The organism is Pseudoalteromonas haloplanktis ATCC 14393 (genome assembly GCF_000238355.1).
In the GTDB taxonomy this organism is placed as follows: Bacteria; Pseudomonadota; Gammaproteobacteria; order Enterobacterales; family Alteromonadaceae; genus Pseudoalteromonas; species Pseudoalteromonas haloplanktis.
Window position 1 is genome coordinate 980352 of sequence record NZ_AHCA01000001.1, and the last position, 18943, is coordinate 999294.

An 18943-nucleotide genomic window follows, 5' to 3' on the forward strand; every position below is an offset into this window, starting at 1 on the left:
TTATTTTAAATCATTACCTTAGAGAGCAAGGTTACAGTAAAGCTCAAAAAATTATCAATTGTTAATGTAATTGTTATTGCATTGTGTTTGAAAGTAATGTTAATTAATAACAGAAGAATAGTCAACAAGTGTTACAAATTAACAGAAAATAATAATCAACGCCTAAAATACAGGATAAGGTACATCAGCATGAACATTAAAAACCGTCGCCCAGCCACTCTAAATAGAAGCTTAACGGCAAAAGCTATCGCCGCCATCATTTGTGGTTCCACAAGCTTTGCGGGAGTTGCTGCGGATCAAGTACAAACCGCAAATGACGATATAGAAACCATTGAAGTACGTGGTATTGCCGCCAGTAACAAACAAGATATTAACAATAAACGTTTTAGTACTGGGGTAATGGACTCTATTACCGCAGAAGATATTGGTAAACTGCCTGATGTAACGATTGCTGATACGCTGCAACGTATCCCCGGCATACAAATTCGCCGCTCCGCTGGCGAAGGGTCAACCATAAACGTACGTGGTATGCCACAAGTAACAACCCTTTTAAATGGTGAGCAATTTTTAAGTGCTGGTTCAATTACAACTTTGCAACCTGATTTCACTGATGTCCCCGCCGCATTACTCTCAGGGATTGATGTGCTTAAATCACCTCAAGCTGACACGCTAGCCGGCGGTATCTCAGGTACTCTCGATTTAAAAACACGCAGACCCTTTGATCTTGACCAAGGCACAACATTCTCGTTAACTGGGGAAGCAACACGCGGCAGTCTTTCGGAGCAAACAGACCCAAAACTAGTGGCATTTGCCGGCTACAACAATGACAAGTTTGGCATTATTGTCACGGCAGCTTATGACGAAAGCACCTTAGCAAACTACCGTAACGGCACCATTTTGACCTCATCTGAAGTACAAAATGAAACTGACAGAGACTTTAACGGCGATGGCGATTTTAACGACAGCTTTTACAGCCAACGCTTTTATGGTGTGATGGACCGTGAAACCGAACGTGATCGTCTTGGTTTAAACACCACCATTCAATACCAAATTGCCGATACACTGACTTTTACCGGTGATCTGTTTTATACCAAAATGGATGACGCCGACCGTAAACAAGGTGTGATGGTTGATAATGCTCGCGGTTCTATTTGGGCGTATTCTGATAACTTTATTCCTCGCTTAGATAATGAACAAGGCGGACAAATATACACAGTCAACGAAGCTGACTTAAAAGTTCGCCGCGTTAGTGCCTACTCTGAAAGTTTAACGAACGATCGTGAATCAACTAACGCCAGTTTTTTATTCGAATACCAAGGCGACGGGCCACTCTCTGGTGAATTTAGGTATATTCATGGCGAGGCTGAGCGCAGCCATACTGAAAATGTAGCCCATGGCTTCTTAACCTCTGGCGCACAACATGGGTTATTAAAAAATCATGGTGATGGCATTACCCCTGTAAACCCTAATGGTTACGGTCCAGAAGAAGTAGATGTGAGCTTCTCACGCAGTGGCGAGTATCTCAGCCTTGGTTTTGCCGAAGGGTTTGGTAACGATATAAGCCAATATAATCTGGTTTCAACCTACTCTGAAAATAACTTTGAAGAAGAAGCCAGTTTAGATGTTGCCCGTATTGATGGCCATTACGCCTTTGAGACCGATCATCTACAGAACTTTGATTTTGGTCTGCGCGCATCAAAACGTGATGTGGAGCGGGAAACTTATATTTTAGTTGCGCCATTTACCACCGGCAATATTAGTGCTGACGTAATGTGGAAAGATTCCGGCGCCTCATTGGGTGATACCAACGGCGATGGCGAAAATAGCGTTGCAGGTGGTGATTTAACACTTGGTAAAACCAACTTCTTCAGCGATATGCCTGATGGTTGGGTAAATCAAGTCAATGGGTTAGGTCCTGGCGGCACAGGACATAGTTTTTATTTAGTAGACCCTAAAGTGATGGACGACCCAATGGCATTTCAAAATGCTATTTACCCGGGTAATAAACGCTTGGCTAACCCGTCTCGTACTTATCAAGTGAAAGAGCAAACCCAAACCGCCTACTTTAAAGCGAATTTTGCTGGCGAATTAGGTGATTTAAGTTATACCGCCAATATCGGTGCGCAATACATTAAAACCGAACTCGACATGCTGCAAAACCAACTCGGTTCAGAGCGCCCTTGTTCATTATGTACCGCCAGTGAAAAAACCGGTGAAAAATGGTTAAGCAGAGATTACTCTGATTTTTTACCATCAATGAACTTTAATCTAAACGTAACGGACGACGTAATTCTTCGTGCCGGTTATGGTAAAACCATGACCACGCTCGATATTGGCAAGCTCGCAGGTGGTGTCAGTGTTGGTAGAACTCGAGCTGGTGATGTGCTTGCAGCAGAGTTAGGCGTAAGTCCAGATCTATTAGTAGCCGTACAAGGCCGCCAAAATGGTAACCCTGATCTAGAGCCATGGCGCGCAACTAACTATAACCTATCTGCTGAATGGTATTTTAATGACAGTGGTTTACTGAGTATTTCAGCCTTTTTAATGGATATAGAGTCTTTTGTTGAAAACGGCATTGTTATGCAAGGCTTACCCGATATAGATGGCGTTATTCGCCGTGAAGTCCCCGTTACCACAGAAGTTAATGGCCAAGGCGGTGATATAAAAGGCTTTGAAGTGGTTTATCAGCAAGCGTTTGACTTTTTACCTGCACCATTTGATGGTTTAGGAACGTCAGTTAACTTTACTTATGCGCCAAGTGACAGCGCTAACGTTGATGTCTACGGCGAAAGCTTACCTATTCAGGATAACTCAGAAAAATCAGCCAATGCCGTGCTTTGGTACGAAAAAGGCCCATTACAACTGCGTCTTGCAGCTAATTACCGAAGTGATCGTTTAGACAGCTTAAGTTCGCCAATGGGCGAAGGCGTAGTGCCATTTTGGACCGACAGCACACTATACTTTGATATGTATGCAGGCTATGAGTTTGCTGAGGACATGAGTATTTATACCTCGGTGAGCAACTTGACCGAAGAAAAAGAAGATATATACGCGCAGTGGTCAGATCATGTGATCACTCAAAATATCTTCGAGCGTCGTATTACCTTTGGTATTCGTACTCGTTTTTAATATTTTCTACTATAACGAGCGCAACAAATTTGGCACACTTCTGCCCAGGAGATTAAAAGGTTAAATTAACCTTTTGCCAAATACTTAACCAAGGTGGTTACACTCCCTATGTAATCACCTTGGTTTATTTAAGCCTTTATCTACCCCACCATTTTTTATGCTAGTATCTATTAGCTCTCAAATTCGACACGCTCACTAACAGAGGTTAACCATGCGACTGCGCTCACGACGAACACTTGCTTTTCTCACTTGTTTTACGCTTGCAGCCCTGACTTTACAAGGTTGCTCTAAAGCCCCCTCAAGTACGACAGCTAAGGTAACGGGCGGTACAGTACAAGGAAGTGAGTCTGGTAAAATTATTACTTTTAAAGGTATACCTTACGCAGCTCCCCCTGTAGGCGATTATCGCTGGCGCTCCCCGCAACCTGTGCCCAAATGGCAAGGTATTAAGCAAGTCGATCACTATGCACCTGACTGTATGCAAAAACCCTTTGTAGACGATGCCGCCCCTCTAGCCACACTACCTGCGGAAGATTGCTTGTATTTAAATGTAATAAGACCGGCTAAACAAAGTGAAGCGGGCTACCCTGTAGTCGTATGGTTTTATGGCGGTGGTTTCGTTAACGGCGGTGCTTCTGCTGAGGTTTATAGTGGTGACAGTTTTGCTAAACAAGGCGTGGTGTTTGTTAGTTTTAATTACCGTTTAGGTCGATTTGGTTTTTTTGCACACCCAGCACTGAGTACTTTTGAAAATGATGCACTCGGTAATTATGCGATTATGGACCAAATAGCTGCTTTAAAATGGGTTAAAAATAACATTGCTGAGTTTGGCGGTGATCCAAACCAAGTAACTATTATGGGCGAATCCGCCGGTGGTAAGTCAGTACACGCTATGCTGCAAGCACCGGGTTCGCAAGGGTTATTTAATAAGGCTATTGTTATGTCGGGCGGTGGTCGAGAGTTATTTAACCTATTACCACTGCACAGTGATGATCAACAAGTCTTATCCGCAGAGCAAGTGGGGATTAATTTTGCCGCCCAACATCAAATTACTGGCAGTGATCAAAGCAGCCTAAAAGCCCTGCGTGAACTGCCTGCTCAGGCTATTGTTGGTAATTTAAACTTAAGTACTTTAAAACAAGAGAATGATTCGCTTGTAACTTACTCTGGTGGGCCTATTCTAGACGGTATACTCATTACGAGCACCAACAGCGAAAACTTACTCAATGGTCAGTTTAGCAAAGTGCCATTAATGGTCGGTACTACCAGCCATGATATTGGTAATGCAAATTTTGCTTCTAAACAGGCTTTATTCGACAGTTTTGCTGATAATGCCAAACAAGCCCAGGTAGCCTATGATCCTGAAAATAATAAACCGCTGGCACAGCTAAATTACCAGGTTGGCCAAGATAAGCTAATGCAAGAGCCAGCCCGTTTTACTGCACAACGCTTTAGTAAAAGTGGCCAAAATGCATATCTTTATCGGTTCGCATATGTGGCGCAAACGCTAAATGTAAAAGGAGCAGCCCACGCCAGCGAAATCCCTTACTTTTTTAATACGGTAGCAACTAAGTATGGTCACGTTACCACTGAACAAGATAAACAAGCAGGTAAAACCATGCACCGCTATGTGACTAACTTTATCAAAACCGGTAACCCAAATGGCCCAGGCTTAATAAATTGGCAACCTTTTCAGCAAGCACCTAAAGCTATTTTAGAGTTAAATAACTCAGGTATTGCTGAGTTTGTTACTGATCCACTGGGGTTGCGGCTCAATGCAACACAAGCGAAAGTAAAACAACACTAGCCCTTTACTTGGATGTACTCTAATGCGGTCATTTTTTTATAGCTCACATTAGGATGCATAATGTGCGCAGGCTCAGGATCAACCACTTCGATAGGAATGTCATAACTGCGTGCAATCTCCAGTGCCATTTGAGTGATATTGACGCTAAACGAGGTGCCCATAAATACAATTTTATCGGCATCTACCATACGCTGCTGCGCTTCGCTAATACGGTAAAGCTCAGTATAATATTCATCAAATAACAGCACAAAAGGCTTTAACGATTGGTTGAGTACCGGCTGGTGGTTTTCAATTTTAAACAATTCAAACAACGAATCATGTAAACGGCTTTCGTCTACGTTATCCCAAGGGGTCGTTTGTGGTGTGACATCATCGCCCTGATGATGAAACAACGTCATTTGATCAAGCCGGCCATGAATAGCAATGTAATTAGTATTCCCTGCTTTACCGTCTAGACCATCAATATTTTGCGTGATTAAGTTTTTATCACTCAGCCAATGATGCACTTCGTTAGGGCCATGATTGCGATAAGTAGCAAAGCGATGGTAATACCACGCTAAAAATTCTTTTGGATTATTTTCATACATTGCGCGAGTGGCCATTTCCATGGGCGTATAATTTTTACTGCCGATAGTCCAATAACCATCTTCGCCACGAAAAGTAGGAATGCCACTGGCAGCACTTACCCCAGCACCAGTGATATATAGAGTGTTCATTATTATTGCTTATTAAAATCATAATCTTGTTCAATAAACTAGCGTAAAAAGCCCACTAGATGAAACGATATTATTAGTTTTGAGTAATTTATCAACCTCATTTGATAATAATATTAAAAACCATTACCATTCACCTGAAATTGTACCAAAAAAGTATTCCCGCTCATTTTTACTAGGAAGTAGCATGAAAAAAACGCTTTTGTCCCTCGTTATCACCAGTTGCATCAGCCCTTTAATATTTAGTCCGTACGCAATTGCCAACCAACATACTGATGAAGGTATTGAACGTGTGGTTGTAACGGCAAACAGAACGCAAACTGCCATTAGCGATATTGCCGGTACGGTCTGGTTAGTAGATTTAGAGCAAATTGAAACGCAAATTAATGCCGGTGTTGATTTTAAAAATGCGTTAGCGCAGTTAATTCCTAGCCTAGATTTAGGAAGCCAAAGTCGCACTAATTATTCTCAAAACATGCGTGGCCGCCCTATGATGGTGATGATTGACGGCGTATCATTAAATTCATCTAGGGGTTTAAGTCGTCATTTAGACTCAATCGACCCTTTTAATATTGCACGCATTGAAGTTATCTCTGGCTCTACCGCAATTTATGGCGGTGGAAGTATTGGTGGCGTTATTAACATTATTACAAAACAAGGTGATGGTACTACCGAGCTAAATGTAGGTATTAAATCCGGTTTTGCTGGCCATGACGATTTAGATAGCAAGTTAGCAGCTGCCACCAGCTGGGAAAATCAACGCTCAAAAGGACGCATCTCGTTAGCCTATAGCCAAGTGAACGCTATGTATGATGGCAACGGTGAACCGATCATGATGGACACTACACAATCAGGGCTGCAATATACGCGCTCTTTAGATTTGATGGCTTCAAGTACACTGATGATCAATGATCAGCAGTCGATTTCGTTTTTAGGTCAATACTATAATAATGAAAGCGATGGCGAACATGGCTTATATTTTGGCGATAATTCAGGCTCATTATTTGGTGATATGAGTGATGTGGGTATTCGTACCGGACTTGAATCTGAGCATACCCCACAAACTAAGCGTAACTTATTTAATATAGATTATCAGCACCGAGCATTTATGGGCCAAAACTTAAATATTCAAGCCTTCATGCGCTCTGAATATTTTGATTTTTACCCGCGCCCTCGACTAAATGCAACACAAAATGCAGTCGCTAGTTTTTCCAGTTCAGAGCAAAGTACCGACGCATACGGCTTTAAATTTGTACTAAACAAAAAATGGCAATCGGTTGATCTCGCTTATGGTTTTGACTACGACAGTGAAGAGTTTGATGCGATGCAAACCTACTATGATCCTATAATTGCGCAAGCCAGTGGCGGCCTAAATATCCAGTCGTTATTTAGTGTCGACCGTTACCCTGGTTTTGAAGTAGACAGTAAAGCATTTTTTGCACAACTAAGCTGGCAAGTTATTGAGCGTCTTTCGTTATCTGCCGGTGTGCGGCAGCAGAATTTGAACAATACCGTATCAGACTTTGTGTCCGGCAGTGCCGCCACTAAAGTAGCCCAAAACAAAGCTCAATCAGCTGATGCTATTTTAGGTGGCTCAACCGATTATGATGTAACCCTGTTTAATTTTGGTGCTGTGTTTGATGTCACTGATAATCAACAAATATGGACTAACTTTGCACAAGCATTTGAACTGCCAAATGTTGCCAAATACTACGGCAAAGGTAAATACTTACCCGCAGATGAGAATGGCCACCTAGCTTTACAAGACGGTTCAACGGTCAGCATTGGTAATTCACGCCTCAAAGGAATAAAAACCGACTCTTACGAATTTGGTTGGCGTTATAATAATGAAAATCTATCCGCACAATTGTCTGTGTACCAAAGCCAATCTGATCAAACAATTGTTACGAATAGCAAAACATTACTTATAGATGTAAAAGAAAGCCCACTGCGTACTCAAGGTATTGAAGGTCAGATTGATTATGATTTTAATGCTGCATTTCGAATCGGTATGAGTAGCCATTTAGTCCGCGGACAGAGTAAAACAACTCAAGGTGAATGGGCTAAAATTGATGTCACTAAAGCCAGTTCATCAAAACTCACCAGCTATGTAGCATGGCAAGGTGATACTTTAAAAGCTCGTTTACAGTCAAAATCAATGTTTGATTTAAGCGATGATGCCAGCGAGTTCAACGTTAATAACGAAGATCGCCAAATTGATGGCTACACTGAGCTAGACTTAATTTTTAATTACCCATTGTCAGTAGGCACGGTCAACTTTGCCATTACTAACTTATTAGATGAAACATACACAACACAATGGGGTAAACGGGCTATTTATTTCTATAGCCCAAGCTACGGACCCGCTGCACTTTATGATCATAAAGCACGTGGGCGTAGCTACACTCTCGATTACAGCGTAAAATTTTAAAGGAAAGTTAACAACCCAAAACGCTGCTACTTTGCAGCGTTTTGTATTTTATAACCAAGCACTTTATTACTTACTTGCTGCTTATTATCCATGCCGCCAATGCGGTATAAGCTCCCTTGATATTCAAGTAAACCACGGTGATCCATGCTCGCAATTGTGAGCGGTGTAAGTATTTGCCAGCTATTACTTGCTATATCAAAGCGCCAGACATGGTTACTCGCGGGGGCAGCTTTGCCGTTATAGCCCATGCCATTGTAGTTATAGGGATTATTTGAGCCTGCTTGCATATAGATAGCGTCGTTAAAGCTGGTGGCTGCCATACGATAATGAGCTGTCCCTGTGGGATGTGGTAAAGTGCGCCAATCAATTTTTAATGGGTTACTCTCATCAATCGTGCCTTTTAAACATTGCGCAACCGCGGCAAAAGAGCGGCGTTTATCAGCATTCGCTTGGGTTTTTACACCATCACACACCACAATCGTATTACCGCTAATTGCTGCGGCTTGGCCAAATACCGGCTCACCTAAAAATGGCGAAGCTTGCTGCCATGTATCTGTTTGCGTGTCGTACACTTGTACTAAATTTACATTGCCATCGTTATACCAGCCACTGACCAAATAGATATAGCGCTGTTGGTAGCTCAATGCCACACTGTCATCCACTGGTACCGGCATATTGGCAAGTTGAGTATAGCGGTCATTTTTTAAATCATAACGATAGACATCTGGGCTGGATATTTCTGTGTGATCACTACTTACCGTATAGCCACCGAACACGTAGGCATATTCACCAAGTCCCACAGCCGTACTGGCTAAACGCCCTTTGGGTTGTAAACTACTGGGCACAGGTGATTTTGCCTGCCATTGTTTATCACCCAGCTTTAACGCCCACACTTTGTTATGCACGCTGTGGTGATCTTTATTTACACCTAAGCCCATAAAACTTAAAAAATACGGTTGCTCATCAACGACAACTTTTGCGACTGCATTATTCGCAACAGGCTCTGGTAAGGTAGGTAAACTTGCCAAGGCAAGGGAGAAAAGTAGACTCATAAAAATCATTCAAAAAATTGAGGTATGAGTAAGAATAACATAACCTCAGCAGCATTAAACTGCTGAGGCCAGAGGCTTGTCAGCTTAACGTAGCACTATTAGTGGGAGCTGGGTATTTTCAATCATCTTCATGGTATTACTACCCAGTAGCACTTGCCTAAATTTAGAATGTGCAAACGCCCCCATCACCACCATATCAACTGCATGGTTTTGTTTATAAGCCATCAGTGAATCAAAAATATTGCCTGTTAGATAACTCGCTTCAACCTCAAAGCCATTCTCGACTAACAATGCTTCAGCCGCTTTAAACTTACTTTGCTGGTCGCTGACATTATTTTTAACCGTCACTAAATGACACTTTAAGCCTTGCAGTAATCCGCCTTCAATTATCCGTTGTACAGCTTTGTCGGCAGTCTCTCTAGCGTCATAACAGAGCAAAAAATTTTGCGGCTGGATAAAGTCTTGATTGGTAATTAACACTGGCGTATGGACTTGACGAATAATCTGCTCAATGTGTGAACCCAGTGCTTTAAACGATGCACTATGACCTTGCCCACAGCGGCCAAGTACGATTAATCGAGCATCCGTTTCAAGGTCATAAATGGCATCGCTGATCGTGCCATGGCGCTGCGTGCTATCAACCAATTCATGACCTTGTGCAATAGCTCTTTGTGTTGCATGCTCTAGTAACTCTTTGCCTAGTTGCAGCGCAAGCTTACTGTGTTGCTCGTCCAGTTCAGTCATTTGTTCAAGCAGTGCTGAACGAGCGCCAAAGCCAATTGCACCACTGAGGTTTTCATAACGTGCTTTTTGGTCTTTCTCAATAGCGTGTAAAAGTAGCAATGGCTTAGCCAGCTTGCCTGCAGCCCAAATGCCCGCATTACACACCGACTGCGTGTAGTTTGAGCCATCAATACAGGTAATTACGTTTTTCATATTTAACTCCTTAATGGCCAGCCATTAGTTTTTCTACTTGCTCTGGATCGTTATGAACGGCAAATTTGTCAACCATAGTGGCGGTTGCCTCACTCATACCAATAATGTCAACTTCAGCGCCTTCGCGTCTAAACTTGATCACCACTTTATCTAACGAGGTCACCGCCGTGATATCCCAAAAATGCGCATGGCTTAAATCAATCACCACTTTATCGACGACTTCTTTAAAATCAAACGAGGCAATAAATTGCTCACTCGATGCAAAAAACACCTGACCGATTACATTATAGGTACGCTGCTTATCATTTTTCTGAGTTTGCACCACCATAAAGCGGCCAATTTTGTTAGCAAAGAATAATGCTGACATTAGCACCCCAACCAATACACCTATAGCTAAGTTATGAGAGGCTACCACAACAGCAACCGTTGCTATCATGACAAGATTACTCGACAGTGGGTTGGTTTTTAGATCCCGTATTGAGCTCCACGAAAAGGTACCAATTGATACCATAATCATCACCGCCACTAATGCAGCCATAGGAATTTGTTTTAGCCATTGATCTAAAAACACCACCATAAACAATAAAAATACGCCGGCAGTAAAACACGATAAGCGTCCTCGCCCACCCGATTTAACATTAATGATAGATTGACCAATCATGGCACAACCTGCCATACCCCCCATTAAACCAGCGCCAATATTAGCGACACCTTGGCCTTTACATTCTTGGTTTTTGTCACTCGGCGTATCAGTTAAGTCATCAACAATGGTTGCTGTCATCATCGACTCTAATAAACCAACCACAGCCAAACCAATTGAATAAGGCAGTATAATCACCAATGTTTCAAGGTTTAACGGTACATCTGGCCATAAGAAAATTGGCAATGTATCAGGTAACTCGCCCATATCGCCAACAGTGCGAATATCCATGCCCATAAACATCGCAAATACGGTAAGTGTCACAATACACACTAATGGAGAAGGTATTGATTTACCAATCACTGGTAAGTAAGGGAATAAATAAATGATCCCTAAACCCGCAGCTGTCATGGCATAGACATGCCAAGTCACGTTGGTAAGCTCAGGTAATTGCGCCATAAATATTAATATAGCCAAAGCATTTACGAACCCTGTTACCACAGAGCGCGATACAAAACGCATTAAGCTACCAAGCTTTATAAAACCGGCAATAATTTGAATTACCCCGGTCAATAGCGTTGCAGCCAGTAAGTATTCAAGGCCATGATCTTTTACTAAGGTCACCATTAATAAAGCCATTGCACCGGTTGCTGCTGAGATCATCCCAGGCCGGCCGCCAACTATGGCGATAATTACAGCAATACAAAACGAGGCATACAAACCCACTTTAGGGTCAACACCGGCAATAATAGAAAACGCGATAGCCTCAGGTATTAACGCTAACGCAACCACAATACCCGCAAGTAAATCCCCACGGATATTAGAAAACCATTCGAGTTTAAATTTTTCGAACATAGAAAACCTTGTTTTATGTGTTATCAACTCACGCTGTCCACTCATGGCAGTTAAAAGTTCACCTACAGAATTGTACCTACTTTGATAGGTAAATCGTTTAACCTAAAGTAAAAGCATGATTGATTTTTTGAAATTTTATAAAGCACACATCCAACACAGCAATACCGAAGTAAAGTAGCTAGTGAAAGTTGAATTATGATGTTTTAATATTTTTTATGGCGCGAAAAAGCACCTGCTAAGAACAGCAATTGATAGCCACTATTGAGCATGGCAATTTAGAGAGGGGGAAACCTAGGGCGGCGTAATGCGCAAAATATTGAGCCTCATAACATAAAGTTGCTGAGATAGTAGGCTAATCTACCACTAAAATCAATTGTGACGAGCTCCCAACTTTTAAACTACTATAACAAGGTGCTGTAGTATTCCTATATTACCCATTCAATCCTTCGTTATGTTCTACTAAATACTCCATGTATTTAAGCACTGTACAAAATAGCACTTAAATACATGCTCACACTCAATACAAGGAGCTAAACATGGCTAAAGTACTAATGATCACCGGTGACTTTGTAGAAGACTATGAAAACATGGTGCCGTTTCAAGCATTACTGGCAATGGGGCATGAAGTAGATGCTGTCTGTCCAGATAAAAAAGCGGGCGATATGATTGCCACCTCTATTCATGATTTTGAAGGCGACCAAACCTATACTGAAAAACGCGGTCATAATTTTGCACTCAATGCGACATTTGCCGATATTAATGCCGCAGATTACGATGCTTTATATTTGCCAGGAGGCCGAGCTCCGGAGTATTTACGCTTAAACGCAAAAGTGATCGAAATCATTAAGCACTTTGCCACAGCAGGTAAACCTATAGCCTCTATTTGCCACGGCCCGCAATTGCTAACAGCAGCTGGAGTCATTGAAGGTAAAAAAGTATCTGCTTACCCTGCTTGCCAACCAGAAGTAAAAATGGCGGGTGCCGAGTACGTTGAATTACCAATGGATGGCGCCATTACCGATGGCAAGCTAGTGACAGCGCCGGCATGGCCTGCACACCCTGCCATGCTTAAGCAATTTGTGGCATTACTATAATCTAAACCACAGCATCAAGAGGTCAACTATGTGCCAACTTTTTATTAATGCCGACAGCCGTTTATGGACCTGCCGTACCAAATCACTGCGGATAGATGGTGTTGTTACATCGATTCGTTTAGAGGAGTTTTTTTGGGATATTTTAGAAGAAGTGGCCTTTCGCGATCAAATGACCGTCAATCAGATGATCACAAAACTCTACCTTGAGTCTCTTGATGCTGATCACGATATTGGTAATTTCACCTCATTCTTACGTGTCTGTTGCTCACGTTATTTGTCGCTGGTGGCTGATGGCAATTTAAACCGTGAAGACAACAAACCATTAAACGATATTGACGCAAGTAAAGTGTTAGAGCAAGAGCAGCTACGCACCAATTTGCGTAAAAGCCGCTATATCGATACATCACTAAAGTCATCGCTTAACTAATTATGTCGCACTCATCACTTATTCATGCTTTAAAAGATATTGTAGGCAGCCGTTATGTATTAACAAGTAGTCGCGCTACGGCCCCCTATAGAAAAGGATTTAGAGAAGGCCATGGCCCTGCGCTGGCGGTTATAAAACCCGCTACTTTGTTACAACAATGGCACGCATTACAAGCCTGTGTAAGTGCAAATGTCATCGTTATCATGCAAGCCGCAAACACAGGGTTAACCGGAGGTTCAACGCCAACTCAAGGGTGTGATCGCAACACCGTGATTATTAACACCAGCCGTATTAACGACATTCATGTATTAGCCGAGCAGCAACAAATTATTGCCTTACCCGGTGCCAGTTTATTCTCATTAGAAAAAGCACTGGCCCCATATGGCAGAGTGCCGCATTCAGTTATAGGTTCGTCCTGTATAGGGGCATCTATAGTCGGCGGGGTGTGTAATAACTCGGGTGGAGCATTAGTTGAACGTGGCCCAGCCTACACAGAGCTTGCTTTATACGCACAGGTTAACAGTGATGGCAGCCTAAGTTTAATTAATAATTTAGATATTGAACTGGGCGACACACCAGAGCAAATACTCACCAACTTACAAACAAAGCAATATAGCCAGCAAAATATAAAAACCACGACCAAACAAGCATCCGATCATGAGTATGCACAGTGGGTACGTAAAACTGATCTCGATACCCCTGCTCGCTTTAACGCCGATCCACGACGCTTGCACCAAGCAAGTGGCTGCGCTGGCAAACTTGCGGTATTTGCTGTACGCGTTGACACCTTTGCCAAAAACGAACAAGAGCTCACTTTTTACCTTGGCACTCAGTCTACCGCCGCACTACAGGCAGTACGTAAAATAATGTTAGAACAAGCCAGCAGCCTACCTGTTTATGCCGAGTATTTGCACCGTGATATTTTTGAACTAGCCGATAACTACGGGCGTGATACAGTGTTATTAATTAAAAACCTTGGTACTAATTGGCTGCCTAAATTTTTTAATATTAAGCGCCAACTCGATGCTGTCTGCCAAAAACTACCTTTTCTACCGAAAAATGCCGTTGATAAATTGGTTTATCGCATCGCTAAATTATTTCCAAGCCAAACACCGAGCCAGCTGCAACACTGGAATACACTGTATCAGCATCAACTAATTTTGACCGTCAAAGGTGAAGCGCAACAGCAAACACTCGCTCTGCTTAAAAAAGTACAACAAGACCATCAAATTAATTTTTTTCAGTGTAGCGAACAAGAAGCAAAAGCAGCGTATTTACTACGCTTTGCAGCCGCAGGCGCCGCAGTACAATATGCAAAAATAAACCATCATGAAGTCGAAGATATCCTCGCGCTAGATATTGCATTAAAACGCAACGATAACCAATGGTTTGAAAAGCTACCGCCAAATATTAACAACAAACTGATGGGTAAACTCTATTACGGTCACTTTTTATGTCACGTTTTTCATCAGGATTATTTAGTTAAAAAAGGCGAAGATCCAAAAGCAATCAAAGCCGCTTTACTTGAGCTTTTAGAACAACGCGGTGCACAATATCCAGCAGAGCATAACGTAGGGCATCATTATCATGCCAAACCCGCGTTGGCTGAGAACTATCGCAGTCTAGACCCAACTAACAGCTTAAATGCTGGCATTGGCGGCATGTCTAAAAAGCGTAATTACACTATTTAGAATTAGCCACAATAAAGGGAGTTATACCTTGCAAAGCGACGCTTTAATTCGTTAATCTCACATACTTCTCGGCCAGTTCATCTAAGCTTTCGCGATAAACTGGATCGGGCTTGATGCAATCAATAGGGCAGACACTTACGCAGGTAGGCTTATCGTAGTGGCCTACGCATTCAGTGCATTTGGCAGGATCGATTTGATAGGTTTTAGCGCCCATATAAATGGCTTCATTTGGGCACTCGGGGTCGCACATATCACAGTTAATGCATTTACTATTTATGAGTAAAGCCACTTTTTGTTCCATTCTTATAAAATCTTTATAAAACATAATGGTAAGTTTAATTTTGGATCTGTACAGGCTAAATTTCAGCCTACTTTAGTTTAATAAAAAATCACTTTTTTTCATTAAATCGTAACACAAATTCGTAACACACCATTTTATCTTTAGGTCTAAATTACAGCCGTAAATTATACCTTCTATTCTCTGTTGTTTTGTTGTTCTTAATCAATAAAATTCGCCGTAAGGCCTTTATTTGTATAGGTTATAACAAAGTGAAGAACTCTTTATCAACGCTCACCAAAGCTCAGTACACGAAAGCAAAAATTGAATGGAAGCAACTTAAATCGCCATTTTCTATGCAACACATAAATCGCTGTGTTATTTTGGCCTCTAAAATCATCTTTTTTGAGGAAAAAGAAAAATTAAAACAAGAGGTTAAGAATAAAGATACAAAGCGATTATCGAAATATGAAGCACAACACAATCTTCGTCTTATATTTACCCTATCTGGAACCGTATCTTTTTACTCAGCTTTTCCTAAATCGTCTGGTATTGCCAATACCAAATTAGGTGAAGCACCTGAATTAACAATAGCAAAAGCGCGTAAGCTCACTGAACAAATGAAATATGGCGTTTTAAATAATCATAATATTAAAACTGTGTTTGATGCTTATGAACAAAGCTTAATAGAGCGCCATAACACCGCACCCACTAAATTTGCAGCTTCATCGCTCAGAACATATCAATGTAGAATAAAAAAGCTTCGGCATCATTTTCCGCTTAAGCGTGCATTCCAGTCTCTTACAGCTGGAGAGTTAGAAAAGATTGTAGATTTAATTATCAAGGCAGAGTCCAATAACCAAGCAATCGAGCTTTTTGCACAAATTAGAAGAGTATGGCGATTTGCCAAAAATAAATTTAACTCAGGTAAAAACCCAGCTGCTGATATCGATGACTTTTACGTATCTGATCGTGTAGAAAGCCCCCGTCCTTGCCAAGTTTATACAGACTTAGATTCGATAGCTGAATTATGGATAAATCTAGCATCGGCCCCAAATGTACATCAAAAAAATGCTGCGCGATTTATGATTTTGACAGGCATACGCCCTATTAATATTCCACAAATGAAGTGGGAGTGGCTCAATAGTATCGACTTTCCAACCTTAATTACCTTTCCGACATCTGTTGTTGGGGTTCGTGGAGAAATGAAAAACCAAAAAGAATATAAGCTGCCATTAACCAAGGCCATGCGCGCCATTATTTTAGAACAAAGAGCTTGGATGGAAAATGCATTACCCAACTGTAACCCTGATCATATATTTCTTCAGCCTCGCGATCTTAACAAACCATTTGCTAAAAGGTCGCTGGATAAGATCATTAAAGATTACTCACCTGTTGATGCAGTAAAAGGAGATAAAAGAAATATTGTAATGAAAGGATCTGCAGGTGCATTTTGCACAATGTGCCGAAGCTTTTTTAAATCCAACGCAAAAGCGATTATGGTTGCCAACGGCTATCATTTTAAACACGCAGAGGAACTCACCAGACTCGCGCTTCATCACCTCAGAAAAGAGGACGATCCAAACGGCTTGAATTATGATAAATCTGAAGAGCTATTTGGCACTTCAACAAAGCTAAAATTTAATGTATTCAAAATTCATGAAGCCAGTATTTTAAAAAGAGCGAAAGAACTCGAAAGCCAAAAACTCAGACTTACAGGTATGCAAAGTAAACAAGCTAAGAACCTAGAAGAAAACAACCAAAAGAAAGCCCTGAGAGATAGGATTAAAGATCATCTAGTTTATAAACGAGGTTATGTAAACTTCATTAATCAGCCACTTGGTGATACGGGCAGAGTAGCAAAAGATTTGATCTTAACCAAAGAAGGAAGAGCTGTCGTTGAGAGGTATTTAAGTGACCAAGAAGCCAAAGCAAAAAAATAATTAAAAAAGTTTAATTTCGACTTACCAAAGTTTTTGTAAAAAAAATTAATTTCATATTATTGCCTTATTAGAGCGATACCTCATCAGTTATTTGATGATTTTAACTTTTTTAAGGCTTATATATTAATGGCAACATCAGTATTAAATTCAATAAAACCATGTGAGGTCACGATTAAAAGTCGTGACCTTTGCATGGCTGAATTTAATGCATTTAAGCCACCGTATAATGACGAGTCAATGGAAGAGCTAGCCAGTCTTGCCACTATTATATTGGCGCAAGAAAAAGGAAAAAGGCTTTCAAAATATCAGCTTAAAGATAAAATAAGAATTGTATTCCAGCATGATGGCATTATTAAATTTTTTACTGATTTTAAAAAAGAACATGGCATAAAAAATATCAAGCTTGGTGATTCTAATGATATGAGTTTTTCAGCAGCAAAATTAAAAGCGGCCGAAATATACAAAAAGAATACCTCTAATTACACATTCGAATTTGTAGTGAGTAAACAAATAGAAAACTTACAGGCAATTAATAAACATAGCCCTAGCAAGTTAGCTGAAACCACAGTAACAACATACACCTCTTACCTTAATGCAATTCAAAATGCCTTTGGTAAAAATACGTTATTTCAAACTATTACGCCTAAGGTAATAGAAGCAACGCTTGACCAACTGCTAACAGAGAAAAGTGGTCCGCATGTGGCTAAGTTATTCGAGCAGATGAAAAAACTGTGGGTGTTCGCAAAAAATAAATATAATAACGGCACTAATCCATTCCTAGAGATAGACAATAATTATATATCTTCTCGAACGGCGAAGCCTATTCCTTGTAAGGCATATACTGATATATCTCTAATTTCTCAGCTATACATAGGCCTAAAAGCGGCTAAAAATAATACATTAATAAATGCCGTACTACTGATGATGTTTACTGGGCTAAGGCCCATAAATATTTGTAATCTGCGTCTGTCGTATATAGATGATTTAAATAATCCTAAATTTTTAACGTTTCCTGAAACAACCCATACCACTCGCGGTGCTATGAAAAACCAAAAAGAGTTTAAAATACAGCTCACATCCGAGATGAAAAAAGCGATACAACAAGAATTAAAATTAAACCCAGACAGAAATCGCACCTATTTATTCTGCAAGGTTAAAAACGGCTCAAACCCCATAAGTAAAGAGAGTTTAAACCGAGCTCTTAAATATCATGCACCAAAAAACATGGTGGCGGCCCCGCGAGATAACATAAATATAAAAGGCTCAGCCGGAGCATTTCCAACACTGCTTCGCAGCTTCTTAAAATCGCATATGAAAGAAGTGCTAACTAAAAAAATTGGGTCATCAACAATTGCTGAAATTGAGTCTAAAAAAATGCTTCATCACTCTGTTTCAGAGCACGATCCGATGAGTAAACATTATGACCACTCGAATAAAATATATAACACTGATATTAAAGCACTTTATAAAAACTTTTCCCTATTTGAGAAGGAAATACTTAAAGAAGTAAAAATACAGGCTAAGTTAAAAAACAAAACGGCTAAAAAATCATTTTTAAAATTTGATTATTCAAATAAATTTATCGTCAAAGTCAAAAGCACAGTAAGTGCTTATTCCACTATCTGGGGCAATATACTTCAGCAAACCCAAAAGCTTAAAAAGAGCCGCCCTTTGCAAATATTAGAGTAGCGTTTACTTAAAGCTATATAACGTTGTCTTTGCTTACTAACCTAAAATGAGCTTTTATTAGGTGGTGCAGATTGATTTCTTATAAAAGCAGGAATATCAAAAATATCAGATGCTTTTGGCTGAATGAACGGCTATTGTTGGTGGTACAAAGCCATCAATTGTATTAGTTCAGACACATTGAGTCCTTTCTGCATATTCTCCCTAGCTTTGATCACCCAATGGCATTAACTTTGATCGCTTATTCTCATTAAGCTTTGAT

Annotated in this window: 13 protein-coding genes; 8 read left to right on the forward strand and 5 right to left on the reverse strand. The window is 40.7% G+C overall.

What is annotated here, in order from left to right; translation table 11 throughout:
• The first annotated feature begins 189 nt into the window (after positions 1–189).
• Positions 190–3129 carry a TonB-dependent receptor gene (locus tag PHAL_RS0104060; RefSeq protein WP_016707142.1) on the forward strand — a complete coding sequence of 980 codons (2940 nt, stop codon included), beginning with the start codon at positions 190–192 and terminating at the stop codon, positions 3127–3129.
• Positions 3130–3340: 211 nt separating this feature from the next.
• Positions 3341–4936: a carboxylesterase/lipase family protein gene (locus PHAL_RS0104065; protein WP_016707143.1), complete on the forward strand. Its 1596-nt coding sequence runs from the start codon at positions 3341–3343 to the stop codon at positions 4934–4936.
• On the opposite strand, the gene PHAL_RS0104070 is transcribed toward PHAL_RS0104065, so the two are convergent.
• On the reverse strand, positions 4933–5652 hold the full coding sequence (locus tag PHAL_RS0104070) for an SIR2 family NAD-dependent protein deacylase (protein ID WP_016707144.1): 720 nt from the start codon (positions 5650–5652) through the stop codon (positions 4933–4935). The genes PHAL_RS0104065 and PHAL_RS0104070 overlap by 4 nt on opposite strands.
• Before the next feature lie 184 nt (positions 5653–5836).
• On the opposite strand from PHAL_RS0104070, the gene PHAL_RS0104075 reads away from it, so the two are divergent.
• Positions 5837–8080 carry a TonB-dependent receptor gene (locus tag PHAL_RS0104075; protein ID WP_016707145.1) on the forward strand — a complete coding sequence of 748 codons (2244 nt, stop codon included), beginning with the start codon at positions 5837–5839 and terminating at the stop codon, positions 8078–8080.
• A 26-nt stretch (positions 8081–8106) separates the two neighbouring features.
• Here the strand turns inward: PHAL_RS0104075 and PHAL_RS0104080 are convergent, their stop codons facing one another.
• The 3 genes from PHAL_RS0104080 to PHAL_RS0104090 form a co-directional block, all read right to left on the reverse strand.
• Positions 8107–9132 (reverse strand): Kelch repeat-containing protein, encoded by a 1026-nt coding sequence (locus PHAL_RS0104080; protein ID WP_029216014.1) that lies wholly within the window; start codon positions 9130–9132, stop codon positions 8107–8109.
• An 84-nt stretch (positions 9133–9216) separates the two neighbouring features.
• A complete protein-coding gene (locus PHAL_RS0104085; RefSeq protein WP_016707147.1) occupies positions 9217–10068 on the reverse strand; it encodes a universal stress protein in 852 nt (283 codons plus the stop codon).
• A gap of 10 nt (positions 10069–10078) precedes the next feature.
• On the reverse strand, positions 10079–11563 hold the full coding sequence (locus PHAL_RS0104090; protein WP_016707148.1) for a SulP family inorganic anion transporter: 1485 nt from the start codon (positions 11561–11563) through the stop codon (positions 10079–10081).
• A gap of 536 nt (positions 11564–12099) precedes the next feature.
• Here PHAL_RS0104090 and PHAL_RS0104095 point away from each other — a divergent pair.
• The 3 genes from PHAL_RS0104095 to dld are packed head-to-tail and all read left to right on the forward strand — an operon-like array spanning position 12100 to position 14775.
• On the forward strand, positions 12100–12657 hold the full coding sequence (locus PHAL_RS0104095) for a DJ-1/PfpI family protein (RefSeq protein ID WP_016707149.1): 558 nt from the start codon (positions 12100–12102) through the stop codon (positions 12655–12657).
• 28 nt (positions 12658–12685) lie between these two features.
• A complete protein-coding gene (locus PHAL_RS0104100; RefSeq protein WP_016707150.1) occupies positions 12686–13084 on the forward strand; it encodes a ribbon-helix-helix domain-containing protein in 399 nt (132 codons plus the stop codon).
• A gap of 2 nt (positions 13085–13086) precedes the next feature.
• On the forward strand, positions 13087–14775 hold the full coding sequence (gene dld, locus PHAL_RS0104105; protein WP_016707151.1) for a D-lactate dehydrogenase: 1689 nt from the start codon (positions 13087–13089) through the stop codon (positions 14773–14775).
• A 43-nt stretch (positions 14776–14818) separates the two neighbouring features.
• Here the strand turns inward: dld and PHAL_RS0104110 are convergent, their stop codons facing one another.
• The gene (locus PHAL_RS0104110; RefSeq protein WP_029216015.1) at positions 14819–15064 is read right to left on the reverse strand and encodes a YfhL family 4Fe-4S dicluster ferredoxin; all 246 of its coding nucleotides are present in this window, start codon (positions 15062–15064) and stop codon (positions 14819–14821) included.
• A 260-nt stretch (positions 15065–15324) separates the two neighbouring features.
• Here PHAL_RS0104110 and PHAL_RS0104115 point away from each other — a divergent pair, with 260 nt between their 5' ends.
• The gene (locus PHAL_RS0104115; protein ID WP_016707153.1) at positions 15325–16995 is read left to right on the forward strand and encodes a tyrosine-type recombinase/integrase; all 1671 of its coding nucleotides are present in this window, start codon (positions 15325–15327) and stop codon (positions 16993–16995) included.
• A 126-nt stretch (positions 16996–17121) separates the two neighbouring features.
• The gene (locus PHAL_RS0104120; RefSeq protein WP_016707154.1) at positions 17122–18684 is read left to right on the forward strand and encodes a tyrosine-type recombinase/integrase; all 1563 of its coding nucleotides are present in this window, start codon (positions 17122–17124) and stop codon (positions 18682–18684) included.
• Positions 18685–18943 lie beyond the last annotated feature (259 nt).